At 73.4% G+C, this 19,530-nt stretch carries 16 protein-coding genes and 3 pseudogenes; 11 read left to right on the forward strand and 8 right to left on the reverse strand.

Features of this window, described 5'->3' with window-relative positions; all coding sequences use genetic code 11:
- Positions 1–19 precede the first annotated feature (19 nt).
- On the reverse strand, positions 20–1,537 hold the full coding sequence (locus tag GLX30_RS25590) for a leucyl aminopeptidase (protein ID WP_159692739.1): 1,518 nt from the start codon (positions 1,535–1,537) through the stop codon (positions 20–22).
- 275 nt (positions 1,538–1,812) lie between these two features.
- Between GLX30_RS25590 and GLX30_RS25595 the strand changes: the two genes are divergently transcribed.
- From GLX30_RS25595 to GLX30_RS25615, 5 genes are read left to right on the forward strand one after another with little or no spacing between them, the layout of a single operon-like run.
- Complete coding sequence (locus tag GLX30_RS25595; protein WP_244258284.1) at positions 1,813–4,110, forward strand: hypothetical protein; 2,298 nt, start codon at positions 1,813–1,815, stop codon at positions 4,108–4,110.
- Positions 4,111–4,163: 53 nt separating this feature from the next.
- Positions 4,164–5,669 carry a GT4 family glycosyltransferase PelF gene (pelF, locus tag GLX30_RS25600; RefSeq protein ID WP_159692741.1) on the forward strand — a complete coding sequence of 502 codons (1,506 nt, stop codon included), beginning with the start codon at positions 4,164–4,166 and terminating at the stop codon, positions 5,667–5,669.
- Positions 5,666–7,099 carry a hypothetical protein gene (locus GLX30_RS25605; protein WP_159692743.1) on the forward strand — a complete coding sequence of 478 codons (1,434 nt, stop codon included), beginning with the start codon at positions 5,666–5,668 and terminating at the stop codon, positions 7,097–7,099. The genes pelF and GLX30_RS25605 overlap by 4 nt, the downstream gene beginning before the upstream one ends.
- A gap of 14 nt (positions 7,100–7,113) precedes the next feature.
- Positions 7,114–7,746: a spherulation-specific family 4 protein gene (locus GLX30_RS25610; protein ID WP_167306864.1), complete on the forward strand. Its 633-nt coding sequence runs from the start codon at positions 7,114–7,116 to the stop codon at positions 7,744–7,746.
- Entirely contained in the window at positions 7,743–8,567 is an 825-nt protein-coding gene (locus GLX30_RS25615; RefSeq protein ID WP_159692745.1) for an endo alpha-1,4 polygalactosaminidase, read from the forward strand. Before GLX30_RS25610 ends, GLX30_RS25615 begins: the two co-directional genes overlap by 4 nt.
- Before the next feature lie 9 nt (positions 8,568–8,576).
- Here the strand turns inward: GLX30_RS25615 and GLX30_RS25620 are convergent, their stop codons facing one another.
- Positions 8,577–8,774: a hypothetical protein gene (locus GLX30_RS25620; protein ID WP_159692747.1), complete on the reverse strand. Its 198-nt coding sequence runs from the start codon at positions 8,772–8,774 to the stop codon at positions 8,577–8,579.
- Positions 8,775–8,862: 88 nt separating this feature from the next.
- Positions 8,863–9,657 (reverse strand): adenosylcobinamide-GDP ribazoletransferase, encoded by a 795-nt coding sequence (gene cobS, locus GLX30_RS25625; protein WP_159692749.1) that lies wholly within the window; start codon positions 9,655–9,657, stop codon positions 8,863–8,865.
- Between the two features lie 77 nt (positions 9,658–9,734).
- Between cobS and GLX30_RS25630 the strand changes: the two genes are divergently transcribed.
- The gene (locus tag GLX30_RS25630) at positions 9,735–10,490 is read left to right on the forward strand and encodes a hypothetical protein (protein WP_159692751.1); all 756 of its coding nucleotides are present in this window, start codon (positions 9,735–9,737) and stop codon (positions 10,488–10,490) included.
- A gap of 39 nt (positions 10,491–10,529) precedes the next feature.
- Here the strand turns inward: GLX30_RS25630 and cobT are convergent, their stop codons facing one another.
- Both cobT and GLX30_RS25640 read right to left on the reverse strand, forming a co-directional pair.
- Entirely contained in the window at positions 10,530–11,630 is a 1,101-nt protein-coding gene (gene cobT, locus GLX30_RS25635) for a nicotinate-nucleotide--dimethylbenzimidazole phosphoribosyltransferase (protein ID WP_159692753.1), read from the reverse strand.
- An 86-nt stretch (positions 11,631–11,716) separates the two neighbouring features.
- Positions 11,717–12,916 (reverse strand): bifunctional adenosylcobinamide kinase/adenosylcobinamide-phosphate guanylyltransferase, encoded by a 1,200-nt coding sequence (locus tag GLX30_RS25640; RefSeq protein ID WP_167306865.1) that lies wholly within the window; start codon positions 12,914–12,916, stop codon positions 11,717–11,719.
- A gap of 95 nt (positions 12,917–13,011) precedes the next feature.
- Between GLX30_RS25640 and GLX30_RS25645 the strand changes: the two genes are divergently transcribed.
- Complete coding sequence (locus tag GLX30_RS25645) at positions 13,012–13,197, forward strand: hypothetical protein (protein ID WP_159692755.1); 186 nt, start codon at positions 13,012–13,014, stop codon at positions 13,195–13,197.
- Positions 13,198–13,378: 181 nt separating this feature from the next.
- Here GLX30_RS25645 and GLX30_RS25650 read toward each other — a convergent pair.
- From GLX30_RS25650 to GLX30_RS25660, 3 genes and pseudogenes are all read right to left on the reverse strand, one after another.
- Positions 13,379–14,454 (reverse strand): annotated as a pseudogene (locus tag GLX30_RS25650) (trypsin-like peptidase domain-containing protein).
- Positions 14,455–14,525: 71 nt separating this feature from the next.
- Complete coding sequence (locus GLX30_RS25655) at positions 14,526–15,281, reverse strand: methyltransferase domain-containing protein (protein ID WP_167306931.1); 756 nt, start codon at positions 15,279–15,281, stop codon at positions 14,526–14,528.
- A 53-nt stretch (positions 15,282–15,334) separates the two neighbouring features.
- Positions 15,335–15,934 carry a DUF3043 domain-containing protein gene (locus tag GLX30_RS25660; protein ID WP_167306866.1) on the reverse strand — a complete coding sequence of 200 codons (600 nt, stop codon included), beginning with the start codon at positions 15,932–15,934 and terminating at the stop codon, positions 15,335–15,337.
- A gap of 284 nt (positions 15,935–16,218) precedes the next feature.
- Here GLX30_RS25660 and GLX30_RS25665 point away from each other — a divergent pair, with 284 nt between their 5' ends.
- The 4 genes and pseudogenes from GLX30_RS25665 (at position 16,219) to GLX30_RS25680 (ending at position 19,497) form a co-directional block, all read left to right on the forward strand.
- Positions 16,219–17,004, forward strand: coding sequence for a PspA/IM30 family protein (locus tag GLX30_RS25665; RefSeq protein ID WP_244258285.1), 786 nt, complete (start codon positions 16,219–16,221; stop codon positions 17,002–17,004).
- Positions 17,005–17,042: 38 nt separating this feature from the next.
- Positions 17,043–17,326, forward strand: a pseudogene (locus GLX30_RS25670) (hypothetical protein).
- Between the two features lie 244 nt (positions 17,327–17,570).
- Positions 17,571–18,812 (forward strand): sensor histidine kinase, encoded by a 1,242-nt coding sequence (locus GLX30_RS25675; protein WP_208545485.1) that lies wholly within the window; start codon positions 17,571–17,573, stop codon positions 18,810–18,812.
- A pseudogene (locus GLX30_RS25680) lies at positions 18,809–19,497 on the forward strand (response regulator transcription factor). The gene GLX30_RS25675 and the pseudogene GLX30_RS25680 overlap by 4 nt, the downstream one beginning before the upstream one ends.
- The last annotated feature ends 33 nt before the right edge of the window (positions 19,498–19,530 follow it).

Consider the following 19,530-nt stretch of genomic DNA (forward strand, 5'->3'; position numbering starts at 1 on the left):
CCCGTGCCGATACGGTCCGCTAGCCCAGGTCGCCCGCGGCGGTCCGCTCCGCCAGCTTCACCAGCGTGCGGATCGACGACCCGGTGCCGCCCTTCGGCGTGTAGCCGAACGGCGCGCCCTCGTGGAACGCGGGGCCCGCGATGTCCAGGTGCGCCCAGGTGATGCCCTCGCCCACGAACTCCTTCAGGAACAGGCCGGCCACCAGGCCGCCGCCCATGCGCTCACCCATGTTCGCGATGTCGGCGGTCGGCGAGTCCATGCCCTTGCGCAGCTCCGAGGGGAGCGGCATCGGCCAGGACGCCTCGCCGACCTCCTCGGCGATCTCGTGGATCGAGGTACGGAACGCGTCGTCGTTCGCCATGATCCCGAACGTGCGGTTGCCGAGCGCCAGCACCATCGCACCGGTCAGCGTCGCCACGTCGACGATCGCGTCCGGGTTCTCCTCGGACGCCCTCGTCAGCGCGTCCGCGAGCACCAGCCGGCCCTCGGCGTCGGTGTTGAGCACCTCGACCGTCTTGCCGCTGTACATGCGCAGCACGTCGCCGGGGCGGGTTGCCGAGCCGGACGGCATGTTCTCGGCGAGGGCCAGCCAGCCGGTGACGTTGACGGCGAGGCCCAGGCGGGCCGCCGCGACGACAGCGGCGAACACGGCGGCCGCGCCGCTCATGTCGCACTTCATCGTCTCGTTGTGGCCGGCCGGCTTCAGGGAGATGCCGCCCGAGTCGTAGGTGATGCCCTTGCCGACGAGCGCGAGCGTCTTGGCGCCCTTGGAGTGCGTGTAGGAGAGCTTGACCAGGCGCGGCGGGTTCTGGGAGCCCTGGCCGACGCCGAGGATGCCGCCGTAGCCGCCCTTGGCGAGCGCCTTCTCGTCGAGCACCTGCACCTTGATGCCGTGCTCCTTGCCGGCGGCCGTGGCCACGGCGGCGAAGGCCTCGGGGGTGAGGTCGTTCGGCGGGGTGTTGACCAGATCGCGGGCGCGGTTGATCTCCTCGGTGAGCGCGACCGCGCGCTCGGCGGCGGCCTTGAACGCCTTGTCACGCGGCTTGGCACCCAGCAGGGCGACCTCGGCCAGCGGCTTCTTCGCGCCGTTCGCGTCGGCCGTGCCCTGGTACGCGGTGAAGGCGTACGCGCCGAGCAGCGCACCCTCGGCGATGGCCTCCGCGTCCTCCACGGACTCTATGGGCAGCGCGAAAGCGGCCTTCTTGGTGCCGGACAGCGCACGCGCCGCGACACCGGCCGCGCGGCGCAGCGCCTCGGCGCCGTACGCCTCGCCGTCCTCAGGGGCCGCGCCCAGACCGACGGCCACCACGACCGGGGTCTTCAGGCCGGACGGCGCGGGGAGCTTGGTGATCTCGCCCTCGCCACCGCCGGCGCCGAGGGTCTCCAGGACGGAGGCGAGCTTGCCGTCGAACGCCTTGTCCACGGCCTCGGCGCCCGGCGCGACCACCGGGCCCTTGGCGCCCTTCGCCACGCCGACGACAAGGGCGTCGGCGCGCAGCGTCGCAGCGCCTGCAGTGCTGAGAGTGAGAGCAGTCACGGTGGTGAAATCTCGCTTCCGTTGAGTTCCGAGGGTGCGGCGAGGGCGGATCGACACCCCACACCGGACAAGAGCCTACGCGCGGCCGTATGTATCGCTCACGGCGGCGGCGGTTCACTCGTGCGTGGTGTCTCTTTCATGTTTCGCCCGGAGGTCGGCACCACTCGGCCACACTCACCACATTCGGGCGACGGGGCGTGGGTCCCGTCGTGTCATCGGCACGGAACTTCCCTACGTCTGCCAGGTGTTGGGGAAGCGTGCGAGGGGGGAGTCACATGGAGCAGCAGCGTGCGCGCGAGGCGGGACGCCGGTCCGGGACCGGGTCCGGCGGCGCCGACCGTCCGGCCGGCGGCGAGGCCGTCGTCGGCCGCCGCCCCGAGGCGCAGACGTTCGGTGGGGACGTGACGGCCTCGGCGGCTGACCGCCGCGGGCGTGCCGGCGGGCCCGCCCGCGCCCGCCGGGGCGCCACAGGGGCCCTCGGGAACGGCGGAGGGTCCGGAGGCGCCGGGAAGCGGCGCGCCCGGCCGCGCCCCGGCCGCGCGGCGGGCGGCCGTATCCTCGTCGCCGCGACCGCCGCCGTCACGCTGGCGGGGATCCTGCCCGCCGCACAGGCGGCCGCCGCGACGGTGCCGCGCATCGACCTCGTGGTGCTCGTCGTCGACGACGGGAGCGCGGCCGTCGACGCGATCGTCTCCGAACTGGCGGGCACGGGAGTGCCCCACCGGACGCTCGACCTGAACGACCCGGCCCGGCCCCGGGTCGACGCCTCCTTCCTCAGCGACACCGTGGACGGACGCCCGCGCGCCAGGTTCCAGGGCGTCGTCGTGCCCGACGAGGACCCGTTCGGGGCGGACACCACCACCGGGGCCGCGGAGAACGCCGCCCTCTTCGCGTACGAGCGGACCTTCGGGATCCGCCAGGTCGACGCCTACACCTGGTCCCACCCGGGCGTCGGGCTGGAGTACGTCGACAACGGCGGCTACGCCGGCGTGCTGGACGGCGCGCGCAGCGCGGTGACCGCCGCCGGGCGTTCCGGAGTGTTCGGTTACCTCGACGGGCCCGTCACCTTCGAGGACAACTCGCCGCTCGTCGCCGAGAGCTACGGCTACGCGGGCCGCCCCCGGGAAGGATTCACCAGCCTCCTCGACGCACCCGTCGGCGACGGCTCCGCCCGCGCGAGCCTGATCGGCGAGTACACGCACGACGGCCGCCGCGAGCTGGTGGTGACCTTCGCGTACAACCGCCACCAGCGGCAGTTCCGTGTGCTCGCGCGCGGCATCGTCGAATGGCTCACCCAGGGCGTCCACCTCGGGCAGAGCCGCAACTACTTCTCCGTCCACATCGACGACGTCTTCGCGCCCGACGCCCGCTGGGACACCGTCCGCGACTGCACCCCCGGCGACATCGACTGCCCGGGCGGCGGCGAAGGGGCCGGTGCGCCGATCCGGATGACCGCTGCCGACGCCGCGCACGCGGCCGCCTGGCAGCGGAGCGCCGGGTTCACCCTCGACATGGTCCACAACGCGGGCGCCGGCGAGGAGTGGAAGGCGGAGCACGGAGGCAGCGATCCGCTCACCGACCGGCTGCTCGCCGACAAGGCGCAGTACCGCTGGATCAACCACACCTACACGCATCCGTTCCTCGGCTGTGTGCAGGACGCGTCCACCGTGCCCTGGAAGTGCGCGACGGACACCGCGGGCAACACCCGCTGGGTCGGCCGTGCCGAAATCTCCGCGCAGATCCGCGACAACCACGACTGGGCCGTGCGCAAGGGCCTCCCCGTCGACCGCACCGAACTCGTCACCGGTGAGCACTCCGGCCTGAAGACCCTGCCGCAGCAGCCGGTGGACAACCCGCACCTCGCCGGCGCCCTCGCCGACAACGGGGTGAAGTGGATCGCGAGCGACAACTCCCGCGAGCCGCGGCAGCGCCCGGTCGGCGCCGCGCAGACCGTGCCACGGCACCCCATGAACGTGTACTACAACGTGGGCACCGCGGCCGAGATGACCGACGAGTACAACTGGATCTACACGGCCGCCGCCGACGGCGGCAGCGGAGTCTGCGAGACCAACCCCGCCTCCACCTGCCTGCCGGAACCGCTCGACACCACGACCGGTTACGCCTCGTACATCGTCCCGCAGGAGGCCCGCACCGCCCTCGGCCACGTCGTCGCCAACGATCCCCGCCCGCACTACGTGCACCAGTCCAACCTCGCCGAGGAACGCCTCCTGTACCCCGTGCTCGACAGGGTGCTGGCCGACTACCGTGGCCTGTTCGCCGACAGCGCCCCGGTCGTCAACCCCCGCCAGCGGGAGGCCGGTACGGAACTCCAGCGGCGCGCCGCGTGGGAGCGGGCGCTCGCGGACGGCAGGGTCACCGCCTACCGCATCGGCGGCACGGTCACCGTCAAGGCGCCCTCCGGTGTCGCCGCACCCGTCACCGCCCCGGAAGGCACCCGTAAGCAACGGCTGCTGACCACCACGGTGTTCGGCTCCGCCTACGCCGGGACGCGCTCCGAGTGGACCACGCCCGAACTGCTCCAGTCGGCGATCACGCTCCGGCTGCCGTCCTGACCCGACGGCGCGAACCGGCCACCGCCGACCATCGTCCTGGGGGGACACCATCCATGCCGAGCTGCGGCCGTCATGTCACCATGCTCACCGAAGGCACCTATCCGCACGCCCACGGCGGCGTCTCCACCTGGTGCGACCAACTGGTGCGCGGAATGCCGGAGGTCGACTTCCAGGTGGTCTCCCTCACCGGCGGCGGACGCGAGCCGGTCACCTGGGAGATGCCGCGGAACGTCTACCGGCACACGGTGTTCCCGCTGTGGGGGCCGGAGCCGGCCCGCCGCCGGCTGCCGCGGCGGGACCGTGAACGCTTCCTCGGCGTCCACGAACACCTCCTGCTGTCGATCCTCGACCCGTCGGCCGGCTGCGACTTCGGCGAGGCGCTGGACGGCCTCGCCGGCTACGCACGCGCCGGGCAGCTGACGGCGGCGCTCCGCTCCGAGTCCGCGCTGCGGTCGCTGATGTGGGCCTGGACCATGCCGCACCTGGAGCTGTCCGCGGCCCGGCCCACCGTGCACGACGCGCTCACGGCCCTCGATCTGCTGGAGCACACCCTCCGGCCGCTCGCCGCACGGATACCCGACGACTCGATCGCCCACGCCGTCAGCGGCGGCCTCGCCACCCTGCCGGCGCTGGCCGCCCAGCGCCTCGACGGCGTGCCGTTCCTGCTCACCGAGCACGGCATCTATCTCCGCGAGCGCTACCTCTGGTACCGCGGCGAGGCCCAGCGGGCGCCGGTGAAGGCGCTGATGCTGGGCTTCTACCGAGAACTCAGCTCGCTCGGCTACCGGCGCGCCGACCTCATCACCCCGTGCAACCGGTACAACCGGCGGTGGGAGAAACGGGGCGGCGCGCCCGACGACCGCGTTCGCACCGTCTACAACGGGGTCGACCCGCACGCCTTCCCCGACGCCGGCCCGGAACCCGAGGTGCCGACGATCGCCTGGGCCGGCCGCATCGACCCCATCAAGGACCTCCGGACACTGATCCGGGCCTACGCGATGGTGCGCGCCGAACTCCCCGACGTACGGCTCCGCCTGTTCGGCGGCGTCCCCGCCGGCGGTGAGGCCTACCGCATCCGGATGGAGAAACTCGCCGCCGAGCTGGGGGTCGTGGACGGGATCAGCTGGGAGGGACGGATCAGCGACGTGGCGCGCGCCTACGCGTCGGGGAGCGTGGTGCTGCTCTCGTCGATCAGCGAAGGGTTCCCCTTCTCGCTCATCGAGGCGATGTCCTGCGGCCGTGCCACCGTGTCCACCGACGTCGGCGGGGTCCGGGAGGCGGTCGGCGACACGGGCCTCGTCGTGCCGCCGCGTGAGCCCGCGCTGATGGCGGAGGCGACGCTCGGCCTGCTGCGGGACGCCGGACGGCGGGCAGAGTTCGGCCGGCTCGCCCGGCAGCGGGTCGTCGACCGGTTCACGCTCCGGCGCTCGGTGGACGCGTTCCGCCGGATCTACCTCGAACTGGCCGGGTTCCCCGAGCCGGTGACACGTCCCGTCGCGGAGGCCACAGACGCCGCAGGGGCGGCGTGCGCGGAGACCGCAGAGGCGGCCCTGCGGTGAGCGCAACGCCACCCGCCGCTCCGGCCGACCCGATCGGCGAACTCGCCCACCGCATGGACGGCGTGATCGCCCGTGCCGTCCACCCCGACGAGATCGCCGCCGTCCTCGAATCGGACGGCATGACGGACGACCACATCCGCAGCACGTACGGCCGCGCCGACTCGTTCGCACTCGCGGAGGCGCTCCACGAGAGGGTCCCGCGCCGCTACCCGGAGCCTTCGCCACCCGCCGCCGATCCGTGGTGGGCCGGGCTCCTCGGCTGTCTGCTGCGCGGTCTCGTCTTCGCTCTCCCGGGTCTCGCGTACACGCTGGCCGCCCCGCTGCTCGAGGGTGCGGCCCTCGGCCCGCTGCTGGCCGGCGCGCTCACCGGCTGGGCCTGGAACCAGGCACTGTCCCACCGGGCCCACTCCTGGTCGGCCTTGGGCGACCGGCCCGCCGCGCTCCGCTGCCTGCGCACGGGCACCGCGGCGGGCGCTCTGCTGAGCACCGCGGCGGCCGTCGTGTGCGCCGGACCGGGCCAGGGGCACACCGCCGTGTTCGCGTCGGCGCAGGCGCTGTACGGGTCGGCGGCGACGGCCCTGCTGGTACTGGGCCGTGAACGGGCGCTGCTGTACGCGCTCCTGCCGACGGCCGGGGGCACGGTCGTGACCCTTCTCCACGACCTGCCGCCGTGGTCCCGGTCGGCGCTCCTGCTGGCGTCCCTGGCGGCGGCCACCGGCCTGGCGGTCCACGCCACGCGCCCCGAGTCCTCCGTGACCGGCCGAAACCGTGCCCGCCGACCGGCCGGAACGGCGCGGGACCGGCCCGGAGCTCCGACGGCACGGCCCCGGCCGCCGCACCGGCCACGGGTCCTCGCGTCCCTGCCGTACGGGGTGTTCGGACTCGGGGCCGGAACCCTGGTGCTGTACACCGCTCTCGGGGACGTGCTCGCGGGCCGTACGGGCGCGGCTGTCGCCGCGCCCGCCGCCGTGGCGCTGACCCTGAGCATGGGGCCGGCCGAATGGCTGCTCCGCCGCTTCCGCGACGGGACCGTCGCCGGGCTGCGCGCGAGCATCACACGCGGGGAGTTCCGCCGGTGCACCGCCGCGGTCCTCGCGGAGTGTCTCTGCGGGTATCTCGCGACCCTGTTCGCCATCGCCGTGGCCGGGACCGTGCTGTGGCCCGGCGCCCCCGCGCTCGGCGGGGTGCGGTCGGCCACCCTGCTGCTCGTCGGCGCGGTGCTGTGGACCGGGCTGCTGCTCCAGTCGTCCGGAGCGGCGAACCAGGTCGCGGCGGTCTGCGCCGGGGCCGCCGCCGTGCAGACCCTCGCGCTGCTCACCGGGACCGGCGGCCCCGCGCTCGTCGGGCTGTGCGTGGCCGCCGCGTCGGCCTCCGTGCTCGCCGTACTCGTCTGTGTTCTGCTGGGCCGTGCCACCGCCCACCGTCTCTGACTCAGGAAGCGCCCGTGAAAAGCCTGTTGGTGCCCTTCTACGAGCACCCCGCCGACCGGCCGGACGCCTGGGACGCCGTCGTCGCGGCTGCGTCCCGCCTCTACGGCGTCGTCCTCAATCCGGCCGACGGGCCCGGCACCGCACCCGACCCCGGGTTCGCCGCGGTCGCCGGTCGGCTACGGCGTGCGGGGGTGCGCGTACTCGGCTACACCGACACGGACTACGGCCGCCGCCCGCACGCCGACGTCGTGCGGGACCTGCTGCGCCACCGGGACTGGTACGGCGCCGACGGCGCATTCCTCGACCAGGTCTGCTCCGGGGCCGGCACCCTCGCCCACTACCGGCGGCTGGCGGCGGAGGCCCGGTCGGCGGGGGCGGCCACCGTGGCCCTCAACCACGGCGTGCACCCCGACCCGGGCTATGCCGGGTTCGCCGATCTGCTGGTCACCTTCGAGGGCCCGTGGGACGCGTACCGGGCCGCCGGCATCCCGTCCTGGACCGCGGCCCACCCGCCGGAACGGTTCTGTCATCTCGTCTACGCGGCCCCGCCCGGCGCACGCGCGGGTGCCGCGGTCCACTGCGTCGTCCCGGGCACCGGCGCCCACCCCTGGGGCACGCTCCCGCACCATCTGGAGCCCGCCCGGTGAAACGTTCGCCCTTCCTCCTCCTGGTCCTCCTGCTGGTCCTGCTCGCGGGATGCGCGAGTGCGCCCGACGACGACGAAAGCAGGCCGACGCGCCCTCCCCGGCCGGTGCGGCCCGCCGGCGAGCGGTGGCTGCCCGGCCCCGGCCTGGCGTGGCAGTGGCAGCTCAGCGGCCGCCTCGATCCGACCGTCGACGTGCCGGTCTACGACATCGACGGCTTCGACCACCCCGCCTCCGCCGTCGCCGACCTGCACCGCCGCGGCCGCAAGGTCATCTGCTACCTCTCCACGGGCGCCTGGGAGGACTTCCGCCCCGACGCCGACCGGTTCCCGAAGTCGCTCCTCGGCCGCGGCAACGGCTGGGAGGGCGAGCGCTGGCTCGACATCCGCCGCACCGACCTCCTCGAACCGCTGATGGCCGAACGGCTCGACATGTGCAGGGACAAGGGCTTCGACGCGGTGGAGCCGGACAACATGGACGGCTACGCCAACCGCACCGGCTTCCCCCTCACGGCCGGCGACCAGCTCCGCTACAACCGCCTGATCGCCCGCCTCGCCCAGGAACGGGGTCTGTCCGTCGGCCTCAAGAACGATCTCGACCAGATCCCCGAACTGGTCGGCGACTTCGACTTCGCGGTCAACGAACAGTGCGCGGAGCACGACGAGTGCGCCGCGCTCAGCCCGTTCGTCCGCGCGGGCAAGGCGGTCTTCCACGTCGAGTACGAGCTGCCGACGCGGGAGTTCTGCCCCACGACGCGGTCGCTCGGACTCAGCTCGATGCTCAAGAGGTACGAACTGGGAGTGTGGCGCGAGCCCTGCCCGTGACGTGGCGGGTCAGCGGGAGAGGACGTAGCAGCCGGCGACCTGGACGCCGCCCTCTCCCCAGCCGTCCTCACCGGGCCAGGTGAACCAGTAGTGCGGCTGCTGGTTCAAGGACGCGTCGAAGACCGGGTGCGCGGGCGTCTGCTCCTTCTCGGCACCACCGGAGCAGGCGGTGCGGAGCACGATCGCCGCGGCGGCCGCGGCGAGCATCGAAAAGAGGAGGACGTGTGGTCACGGCGTTCGGACCGCTCGCTCTCCGGTGGGTTGTACGTCCCAGGGTCACGGAACGGAAACGGCGTCAGCCCAGCGCCAGCGCCACCAGGGCCACCGCGCCCGCCGTCTCCGCCAGCGCCCCGAACACATCGCCCGTCACCCCACCGAAGCGCCGCACGCAGTGCCTCAGCAGGAGCTGGGCGGCCAGCAGACCGGCCGCCACCGCGAGGACGTGGTGCAGCGCCTCGTACGGTCCGAAGAGCGCGCCCGCGCCCGCAGCGCAGATGCCCACCACGGCGCCCACGGCGAGTGCCGCCCGTAGGGGAACGGCCCCCGCGACCGCCGCCCCCAGGCCCTCGGGGCGGGCCGGAGGGACACCGGGACGGCAGGCGAGGGTCAGCGCGAGACGGGCGGTGACGGCCGTCAATGCCGCGGCCGTCGCGCCCAGCGCCCAGCTCCGCGCGTACAGTTCGGCCAGCGCGGCGACCTGTCCGAGCAGCACGAACAGCAGCGTGATCACGCCGAACGGCCCGACGTCGGACTGCTTCATGATGCGCAGCGCGTCCTCCGCGGGCCTGCCGCTGCCGAGCCCGTCGGCCGTGTCCGCGAGCCCGTCGAGATGCAGGCCCCGGGTGAGCGCGGCCGGCACCGCCGCCGTGGCCACCGCGGCCAGGAGCGGCCCCGAACCCAGCAGCGCCAGGAGTCCGCCGGCCGCCGCGGCGGACAGCCCGACCACGAGCCCCGCGAGCGGCGCGCACAGCATCCCGGCACGCGCGGCTTCGCGGTCCCAGCGGGTGACACGGACGGGGAGCACGGTGAGGGTGCCGAAAGCGAAACGTATGCCGTGCGCAGAGGCCGCGGCGGCGGTCCGAGGAGTCATCGCGCGAAGGGTAGCCCGAGCCTCATGGCGGTAAATTGCGCATACTGCGCGAAGCGTTCTAAACAGGAGCGGGTGGCATGGGTCACTGGTTTTACCGCAACATCCTGGAACCCGGGAAGCTGCCGATGCTGCTCGCGCTGGCCTCCTTCGTGGTCACGTTCCTGCTCACACGCATGGTCACCCGGCTGATCAGGGCGGGCCGGGGGCCGTTCAAGAACGTCACTCCCGGCGGGATGCACATCCACCATGTGGTGCCCGGCGTGGTCCTCACCGTGGTCGGCGGCTTCGGTGCCGTGGGCAGCGGAAGACACGGCGTCGGCGCCGCCGTCTGCGCGGTGGTCTTCGGGATGGGAGCCGGCCTGGTCCTCGACGAGTTCGCCCTGCTCCTCCATCTGGACGACGTCTACTGGACGGAAGAGGGCCGCAAGAGCGTCGAGGTCGTCGTCCTCGCCGCTGCGCTCGCGGGGCTGGTGATCAGCGGGTCCGCGCCGTTCGAGGTGGAGTCGCTCACGGCCGACGAACGCCAGAACCGGGCCACGGTCGTCCTCACTCTCGTGATCAACTTCCTGCTGGCCCTCATCGCCCTTCTCAAGGGCAAACTCCGGATGGGCCTCATCGGCGTGCTCGTGCCGTTGGTGGCACTGGTCGGGGCTGTACGGCTCGCCCGCCCCGCGTCGTACTGGGCCCGCAGATTCTACCGGCGCCGCCCGAAGGCCCGCGCCAGGGCGAGACTGCGTTCGGTCCGCCACGACCGGCGCTGGGCGAAACCGCGCCGGGCGTTCCAGGACCTGATCGGCGGGGCGCCGGACCAGGAGCCGCCCCGCGAGCCGTGACCGCGCAACCCGGTCTCCGGCGACCTCGGCCGCCGTGCGTCACATCGCCCCGGTCTCCTCCGCCGTCTCCGCCGCCGCCTCCGGATCCGCCGTTCCGGGACGCTCCGGCAATTCCGCCGCCAGCGCGGCCGCCGCCTGCACCAACGGGAGCGCCAACATCGCGCCCGCCCCCTCGCCCACCGTCACGCCGTGGTCGAGCACCGGATTGAGCGCCATCCGGTCCAACGCCTTCGTCTGCGCCGGCTCGCCGCTCACCTGCCCCGCGATCCACCAGTCCGGCGCACGGAACGCCGCCCGCTGCCCCACCAGCGCACACGCCGCAGACACCACGCCGTCCAGGATCACCGGCATCCGGCGCACCGCGCTCTGCAACAGGAACCCGGTCGTCGCCGCCAGGTCCGCGCCGCCCACCGCCGCCAGCAGCTCCAGCTGATCACCCAGCACGGGCCGGGCCCGCCGCAAGGCGTCCCGGATCGCCGCGCACTTGCGCATCCAGGCCAGGTCGTCGATGCCGGCCCCGCCGCGCCCCGTCACCACGGACGCGTCCGTGCCGCACAGCGCCGCGATCAGCGTCGCCGCCGGTGTCGTACCGCCCACGCTCAGGTCGCCGAGGACCACGAGGTCCGTACCCGCGTCGGCCTCCTCGTCGGCGATCGCCATGCCGAGGCGCACCGCCTGCTCCGCCTCCTCGGGAGTGAGCGCGTCCTCGATGTCGATACGGCCGCTGCCGCGCCGCACCCGGTGACGCGACACCTGCTCCGGCAGCAGATCCGGGTCGCAGTCCAGACCCGCGTCGACGATCCGCACCGGCACGCCCGCCCGGCGGGCCAGTACGGCCACCGGGCTCGCGCCCTCCAGCACGCCTCGCACCAGCCGGTGCGCCGTACCCGACTCCCGTGCCGACACGCCGAGTTCCGCGACGCCGTGGTCGCCGGCGAACAGCACCGCACGCGGCCGCTCGATCGCCTTGACCGGGACGGACGCCTGCGCGGCGGCCAGCCACTCGCCCAGCTCGTCGAGACGGCCCAGCGCACCCGGCGGCACGATCAGCCGCTCCCGGCGTTCCTCGGCGTCACGCCGCGTACCGCTGTCCGGGCGCTCGATCAGATCGGAGAAGTCGTCGAGATTCAGCCTGCTCATTCGCCGAACAGTACCGGCACGCGCCGACGCGCGGACGGCCGACCGGGGACCGTGCCGCGACGGCCCGGGCCCGCCTCGGGCGGACCTCAGCCCCGGAGCACCAGCGCCTGGCCCGCGACCACCAGCAGCACGTGCTCGCACTCGTCCGCGAACGCCGCGTTCAGCCGGCCCAGCTCGTCGCGGAAACGCCGCCCGGACGCCGTGGCCGGGACCACCCCGGAGCCCACCTCGTTCGTCACCGCCACGACCGTACGGGCCGTCGCCCGGACCGCCGCGACCAGTTCGCCGACCCGCTCCCGCAGCGCCCGCTCACCCTCCGCCGCCCACCGCTCGTCGTCCCAGGCACCGGCCTTGTCCATGGCGTCCGTCAACCACAGCGACAGACAGTCGATCAGCAGCGGCGGCCCCTCCGCCTCCAGCAGCGGCACCAGATCGCACGTCTCCGTCGTACGCCACGAACCCGGCCGGCGCTCACGGTGCGCGTGGACCCGGGCCGCCCATTCCGCGTCGCCGTCCCGGGCCCCGCCCGTCGCCACGTACAGCACGTCAGGGAACGCCTCCAGCCGGCGCTCCGCCTCCAGCGACTTCCCCGAACGCGCCCCGCCCGTCACCAGCGTCCGCCGGGGCACGTCCGGCACCGCGTGGTACTCGCCGACGATCAGCGTCGTCCCGTCCGGCACCGCACGGGCTCCCGCGGCCGCCAGACGCCGGGTCAGTTCGGGGCCGCCCTGGGCATCGTGGTCGAAATGCACGGCGACCACGTCCGTCGTCGCCCCGATCGCCCCCGACGCCCGCAGCCGGGCGATCGCATCCGGACGGCCCACGACGTCGGCCACGACCATCTCGTACGCCGCCAGCCCTTCCGCGAGCCCCGCGGGGGCGGCGCCCGGCGGCAGATACAGCAGCCGATCGCCGTCCGGGGACGTCACCTCGTAGCCCGTGCCAGGGTGGTCCATCGGCAGGGCCCGCACCCGGTGCCCGCTGATCAGCGTCAACTCCCGCCCGTCCGGCACCCTCCCCGCCGTCGGGAGCCCCGCCGGCAGATCCAGGGGCGGGCCGTCATGAGGGTGCGTCAACAGCACCTGCCGTACGCCCACGAGCGAATGCCCGGCCCGCGCCGCGGCGAGCGCGGCGCCCGGCGTCAGATCCAGAAGCAGCGCCCCGTCCACGAGCAACGCGGTCGCCGCCCGCGCCTCCGGGCCGCGGGCGGTGGCGCACACGGCGCAGGGGCAGTCGGGCCGGGGGAGGCCGGCGGGAGCGCCGGTGCCGAGCAGAGTCAGTTCCACGCCTCCGATCCTGCCGTCTCGCCCGAGCGGTGCGCGCCCGGCTACGCTGCGGGCAGCAAACTGATCAGCTTGCCCTAGGGACGTGGGAGGCGCACATGGCGTGGACGTGGCGGTTCGAGAAGTCCGACGGTACGGAGGTCCAGCCGGCGGTGGAGCCGGAGGAGTTCACGACGCAGGGCGACGCGGAATCCTGGATCGGCGAGCACTGGAAGGAACTCCAGGAGGGCGGGGCGGACCAGGTCGTCCTCTCGGAGGACGGCACGAAGATCTACGGCCCATGAGCCTCCACGAGTCCTGAGCCCCGCCCTGCGGGGCGTCGCTTCGGCCGGGCCCGGCCGGGGGCATGACGCTCCCGGACCGGGCCCGGCGCCTGCTCCGGGCCGGGGCCGGCCCGGAGCCTGCTCCGAACCTCGGCCGGGCCCGGTCCCTGGCGTCGGGGCCGCCGGGTTCCCCCTGACCCCGTCACATCTCGCCCAGCGTGACCGTGACCGCCCGCTCCCGCCCCCCTCGTTCCAGCGTCACGGAAACCTCCTCGCCCGGTCGTTCCGACGCCAGTGCCTCAGCCAGGGACGTGATCGTCGTGATCTCCGCGCCGTCCAGCTTCGTGATGATGTCGCCCGCCCGGATCCCCGCCTTCGCCGCCGGGCCGTCGCCGGACACGGAGACGACCGCGACGCCCGACGGGCGGTAGTCGTCGTCCAGGACGGTGCGGCCCGTGATGCCGAGGGCGGCCCGGCCCGAGTCCCTGACCTCGCCGTACTTGATGATCTGGTCCGCCACCGTCCGCACCATGGAGACCGGGATCGCGAATCCGATGCCTGGCGCGGTGCTGCCTTCGAGGCCGGGGTCGGACGCGGCCAGCGTCGGGATGCCGATGACCTCGCTGCTCAGATTGACGAGCGCGCCCCCGCTGTTGCCGGGGTTGATCGCCGCCGAGGTCTGCACCATGTTGCCGAGGGTCGCCCCGGTCCCGCCGCCCTCGCTGCTCGCACTGACCGTGCGGCCCACGGCGGAGACGATTCCCTGGGTGACGCTGCTGGACAGCCCGAGCGGTGAACCCATGGCCAGGACGATCTGGCCGACCGCGACCTCGGAGGAGTCCCCGAAACGGGCGGCCCGGAGGCCCGGGGGACCTCGTCGAGCTTGACGACGGCGAGGTCCTGCTCGGGGAAGGCGGAGACGAGCGTCGCGGTCAGCGGCTGCTCACCGGTGGCGACGGTGACCTTGAAGCGTTCCGTCCTGCCCACGACATGTGCGTTGGTGACGATGTGGCCCTTGTCGTCGTAGACGATGCCGGAGCCGAGGCCCTGCCCGGCCTCGATCTGGACGACGGAGGGCAGCACGTTCGCGATGACTTCCCGGTAGTCGTCCTCGAGCTCGCTCGCGGCGACCGGGGCTGCGGCGGCCCGGGTCGAGGACACCGGCTCGGGCCCGGCGGCCGGCGAACAGGCGGCGGTCAGGGCGGCCACGCAGAGAACGGCGACCGTGGGCGCCGCCTGCCGGAGGGTTCGAGGGGCCGGGCGGGGAGATGCGTCCATGCCCGGAGTATCCCTACGGCCGCCCGGCCGGTGCCTGCGTTGCGCCGCCGATCAGGGGGCGGCGCCGGGAGTCAGATCCGCCGTACTCCGCACAGGTGCAGCAGCGCCGCCACCCCGCGGTACGGGTCGGTGCGTCCGGCGCGCTCCTCGAGCATCAGCACTTGGTGCAGCTCGTCGGCGGCGGGGAGTTCGACGTCGTTGCCGACGTGGTCCGTGAAGATCCGCACCCCGTACCAGGCGTGCAGCGGCGCGGCGATGCCGTCCAGAGTCGCCGTGAGGGCTGCGAGCCGGTCGGCGCGCACCTTCAGGCCGAGGCGGTTGGTGTAGGTGTCCGTGTCGAAGGCGTCCAGCGCCGTCTGCCAGTCCCCGGCCGCTCCGGGCCGCATGGCCAGCGCGTCGCCGTTGCGGACGAGCAGGGACAGCAGCCCGCCCGGCGCCAGCATCCGGGCCAGGCCGGCGAGCAACCCGTCCGGCTCCGCCACGTACATCAGCACGCCGTGGCAGAGGACCACGTCGAAGCTGCCCGGCAGGAAGTGCACGCCGGTGTCCCGGCCGTCGCCCTCCACGAGCCGGACCCGCTCGCGGATACCGGCGGGCTCGCCCGCCAGTGCCTCACGGGCGGCCTTCAGCATCACGGCGTCCGACTCCAGGCCGGTGACCGTGTGCCCCGCGCGTGCCAGGCGCAGGGCCTGGGTGCCCTGGCCCATGCCGACGTCGAGCACCCGCAGCCGCTGGCCGACGGGATACCGCGACGTTATCTGTTCCTCGAGCTGCCGGGCCACCAGCTCCTGGCGGACGGTGTTGCGCAGACCGCCTGCGCCGGCCAGCCAGTTCGCGGACGCCTCCGGCGTGAAGCCGCCAGGCTGCGACGAATCGGCGCTCAGGGCCGCTCTCCGCGCTTGACCTGCGGCTTGGGCAGACGCAGCCGCCGCATCTGGAGCGTACGCATCAGGCCGTAGGCCACGGCTCCGCGCTTCGGCTCGTTCGGGAAGCGCTCGCGGAGCTGCTTCTTCAGACGGATCGACAGACCGATCGAGTCGACGACGATCAGCACGATCACGCCGAGCCAGAGCAGCAGCGCGATGTTCTGCAGCTGGGCGACCCGGACCATGCTCAGCACCAGGATCACCACCGCGAGCGGCAGGAAGAACTCCGCGATGCAGAAACGGGAGTCGACGAAGTCGCGGACGAAGCGCCGCACCGGGCCCTTGTCGCGGGCCGGCAGGTAACGCTCGTCGCCGCTGGCGAGAGCCTCCCGCTGCCTGGCCATGTCGGCACGGCGGGCTTCACGCTGGCGCTTCATCGCCTCCTTGCGGTCCTGCGGCGCACCACTGGAGGCACGACGGCGCTGGCCCTGTGCCTCACTGCGCTTAGGCGTCGGGCGGCCCTTGGGGGCCTCGGGGTCGCGGGGCTGCTTGGAGAGGTCCGCCGTCACCTTGCCGGTGGGGGCCTTCTCTTCCTTGGAACGGCTACGGAACACAAAACCCAAGGGTACGGGTTGCGGGGCATGGACCCCACCCCGGTGGGGAACGATCCCGCAACGGCGTGCGTCCGTAAGGGACAGAACGGGACGGCGGGCACAGCTCCCCTGACGGCCACCTACTCCTTGCGCCGGATCGGAGCCGTACGCAGTCGTCCTTGGGGATGAGCGCATCCGCGCTCGAACAGTGCGGTAATGGATGCAGGGCCCGTACTGTGGGTTCTGTTGGAGTGCTGAAGCCGTAGTCCGTCAGAAGGGGGCGCGCGAAGCCCATGAGCGGTGTCATGAAGCGTATGGGGATGATCTTCCGCGCGAAGGCGAACAAGGCCCTCGACCGGGCCGAGGATCCGCGCGAGACCCTCGATTACTCGTACCAGAAGCAGCTGGAGCTGCTTCAGAAGGTCCGCCGCGGAGTCGCCGACGTGGCGACCTCCCGCAAGCGCCTCGAGCTGCAGCTGAACCAGCTCCAGGGACAGTCCTCGAAGCTCGAGGACCAGGGCCGCAAGGCGCTTGCCCTCGGCCGTGAGGACCTGGCCCGCGAGGCACTGTCCCGCCGTGCCGCGCTGCAGCAGCAGGTCACCGACCTCGAGACCCAGCACCAGACCCTCCAGGGCGAGGAGGAGAAGCTGACGCTCGCCGCGCAGCGGCTCCAGGCCAAGGTCGACGCCTTCCGCACCAAGAAGGAGACCATCAAGGCCACCTACACCGCGGCGCAGGCGCAGACCCGGATCGCGGAGTCGTTCTCCGGCATCTCGGAGGAGATGAGCGACGTCGGCGTCGCGATCCAGCGCGCCGAGGACAAGACCGCCCAGCTCCAGGCGCGGGCCGGGGCGATCGACGAACTGCTCGCCTCCGGCGCCCTCGACGACCAGTCGGGGCTGGCGAAGGACGACATCCAGGCCGAGCTGGACCGCCTGTCCGGCGGCACGGACGTCGAGCTCGAGCTCCAGCGGATGAAGGCGGAACTGGCCGGTGGCCCGGCGTCGAAGCAGGCGATCGAAGGCGGCGCGGCCGGTTCGCAGGACGCCACGCAGCAGCAGAGCAGCCCGCACAAGTTCGACAAGCAGTGACCGTCAGTCCGGATCAGTACGGAGAGTAAGGACTCGTCATGATCGTACGGATCATGGGGAGGGCCAGGTGGAGGTGGCGGAGAGCCACTTCGCCGAGCTCGACAAGCTCGACGACGAACTGCTCGCGGAGATGGAGAGCGGCGACGGGGCCGGCTTCCGCCGGACCCTGCACGCGCTGCTCGAGAAGGTCCGGGAGCTGGGGGAGCCACTGCCCGACGCCTCTCTCGAACCCTCCGAACTGATTCTCCCCGCGCCGGACGCGACGCTGGAGGAGGTCCGTGAGCTCCTCGGCGAAAACGGCCTGATCCCGCCGGTGGCGTAGAGGCCGGCGCCCGCGCCCGCACTCCAACACGCGCGCCCCTGCTCCACTACAAGCGCCGGCGAGGCCGACTCTGTCAGCCTCGCCGGCGCTTGTCGGTACGGGGGCCCGGGGTGCGGAGCCCCCGGTTCGGAACGTGGGGGTTGCCCCCTCGGCCGCCAGGCTGTCGGGGGAGGGCAGGAGAACGGCCCCGCGCAGCGGTCACCCCCGTCACCGTGGTCCGCCGCCCCCTTCCCACGCCGTAACGTTGCCTGACGTGACCCCATTCGCCGCCCGGTACGACCGCGTCCGCAACTGGCTGCGCGCGCACCCGCTGGCGCTGGACGGCGCCCTCGCCGTGGCCGCGTTGATCTGCATGGTGGCCGGCTCCTTCGCCGATCCGAACGGGCCGCACGGCCCCACCTTCGGCACCCGCACCCCCGACGCCCGCAGCGCGGTCCTGATGCTGGTCGCCGCCTGCGCGCTCGTCTTCCGGCGGCGTGAGCCGATGGGCGTGCTGCTGGTCACCGGCGCGGTGTCCGTCGTCGAACTGGTGGCGGGCGACCCGGCCGCCCCCGTCGCGATGAGCGCCGTGATCGCCCTGTACACCGTCGCCTCCCGCACCGACCGTCCGACCACCTGGCGTGTCGGCCTGCTGACGATGACCGTGCTGACCGCCGCCGCGATGGCCTTCGGCTCGAGCCCCTGGTACACGCAGGAGAACCTGGGCATCTTCGCCTGGACCGGGATGGCGGCCGCAGCCGGTGACGCCGTGCGCAGCCGGCGCGCCTTCGTCGATGCCATAAGGGAGCGGGCGGAGCGCGCGGAGCGGACGCGGGAGGAGGAGGCGGGGCGCCGGGTCGCGGAGGAGCGGCTGCGGATCGCCCGCGATCTGCACGACGTCGTCGCGCACCACATCGCGCTGGTCAATGTGCAGGCCGGGGTCGCCGCCCATGTCATGGACAAGCGTCCGGACCAGGCCAAGGAGGCGCTCGCGCACGTACGGGAGGCGAGCCGCTCCGCGCTGAACGAGCTGCGCGCCACCGTGGGGCTGCTCCGCCAGTCCGGGGATCCGGAGGCGCCCACCGCGCCCGCGCCCGGTCTCGCGGTCCTCGACGAACTGGTCACCACGTTCCGTCAGGCCGGCCTCCCCGTCGAGGTCGCCCGCGCCGACGAGGGGGAGGCGCCGCCGGCGGCCGTCGACCTGGCCGCGTACCGGATCATCCAGGAGGCGCTGACCAATGTGCAGAAGCACGCGGGGAAGGACGCCAAGGCCGAGGTGAGCGTCGTGCGGGTCGGCTCGACGCTGGAGGTGACCGTCATCGACAACGGCCCCGCCGACGCGGCCGGTCCCTCCGACGGCGGCGGTCACGGCCTGCTCGGCATGCGGGAGCGGGTCACCGCCCTCGGCGGCACCCTCACCGCGGGACCCCGCTACGGAGGCGGCTTCCGGGTGCAGGCGATACTGCCGCTCAAGGTGCGGGCCGCCCGCGCGGGGGAGGACAGATGACGATCAGGGTGCTGCTCGCCGACGACCAGACGCTGCTGCGCAGCGCGTTCCGGGTCCTGGTGGACTCCGAGCCGGACATGGAGGTCGTCGGGGAGGCGGCCGACGGCGCGGAGGCGGTGGCGCTGGCCCGCTCCGAGCGGGCCGACGTGGTCCTGATGGACATCCGGATGCCCGGTACGGACGGGCTCTCCGCCACCCGCGAGATCAGCGCGGACCCGGAGATGTCGCACGTACGGATCGTCATGCTGACGACCTTCGAGGTCGACGAGTACGTCGTGCAGTCGCTGCGGGCCGGCGCCTCCGGCTTCCTCGGCAAGGGCGCCGAGCCGGACGAACTCCTCAACGCCATCCGGGTCGCCGCCGCGGGGAGGCACTGCTGTCGCCGGCCGCGACCAAGGGACTCATCGCCACCTTCCTCGCGCAGGGCGGAGCGGCGGACGACGACGGCCGGCACGCCGGGGACTTCTCCGAGCGGCTCTCGGCGCTCACCGTCCGCGAGCGCGAGGTGCTGGTGCTGGTGGCCGGCGGCCACTCCAACGACGAGATCGCCACCCGGCTCGAGGTCAGCCCGCTCACCGTCAAGACCCACGTGAACCGCGCCATGGCCAAGTTGGGCGCCCGCGACCGCGCCCAGCTGGTGGTCACCGCGTACGAGTCGGGACTGGTACGTCCAAGGGTGGAGTGAGGCGGAGGACGCGCTACTCCAGCTGCGGTATGC

Origin of the sequence: Streptomyces sp. Tu 2975 (genome assembly GCF_009832925.1) — a bacterium.
GTDB lineage: Bacteria > Actinomycetota > Actinomycetes > Streptomycetales > Streptomycetaceae > Streptomyces.

Coding starts and splice junctions, on each gene's coding strand:
- GLX30_RS25630 (WP_159692751.1), top strand. CDS start 9,735: ATGGGTCACTGGTTTTACCGCAACATCCTGGAACCCGGGAAGCTGCCG.
- cobT (WP_159692753.1), bottom strand. CDS start 11,630: ATGAGCAGGCTGAATCTCGACGACTTCTCCGATCTGATCGAGCGCCCG.
- cobS (WP_159692749.1), bottom strand. CDS start 9,657: ATGACTCCTCGGACCGCCGCCGCGGCCTCTGCGCACGGCATACGTTTC.
- GLX30_RS25665 (WP_244258285.1), top strand. CDS start 16,219: ATGAAGCGTATGGGGATGATCTTCCGCGCGAAGGCGAACAAGGCCCTC.
- pelF (WP_159692741.1), top strand. CDS start 4,164: ATGCCGAGCTGCGGCCGTCATGTCACCATGCTCACCGAAGGCACCTAT.
- GLX30_RS25595 (WP_244258284.1), top strand. CDS start 1,813: ATGGAGCAGCAGCGTGCGCGCGAGGCGGGACGCCGGTCCGGGACCGGG.
- GLX30_RS25645 (WP_159692755.1), top strand. CDS start 13,012: ATGGCGTGGACGTGGCGGTTCGAGAAGTCCGACGGTACGGAGGTCCAG.
- GLX30_RS25620 (WP_159692747.1), bottom strand. CDS start 8,774: ATGCTCGCCGCGGCCGCCGCGGCGATCGTGCTCCGCACCGCCTGCTCC.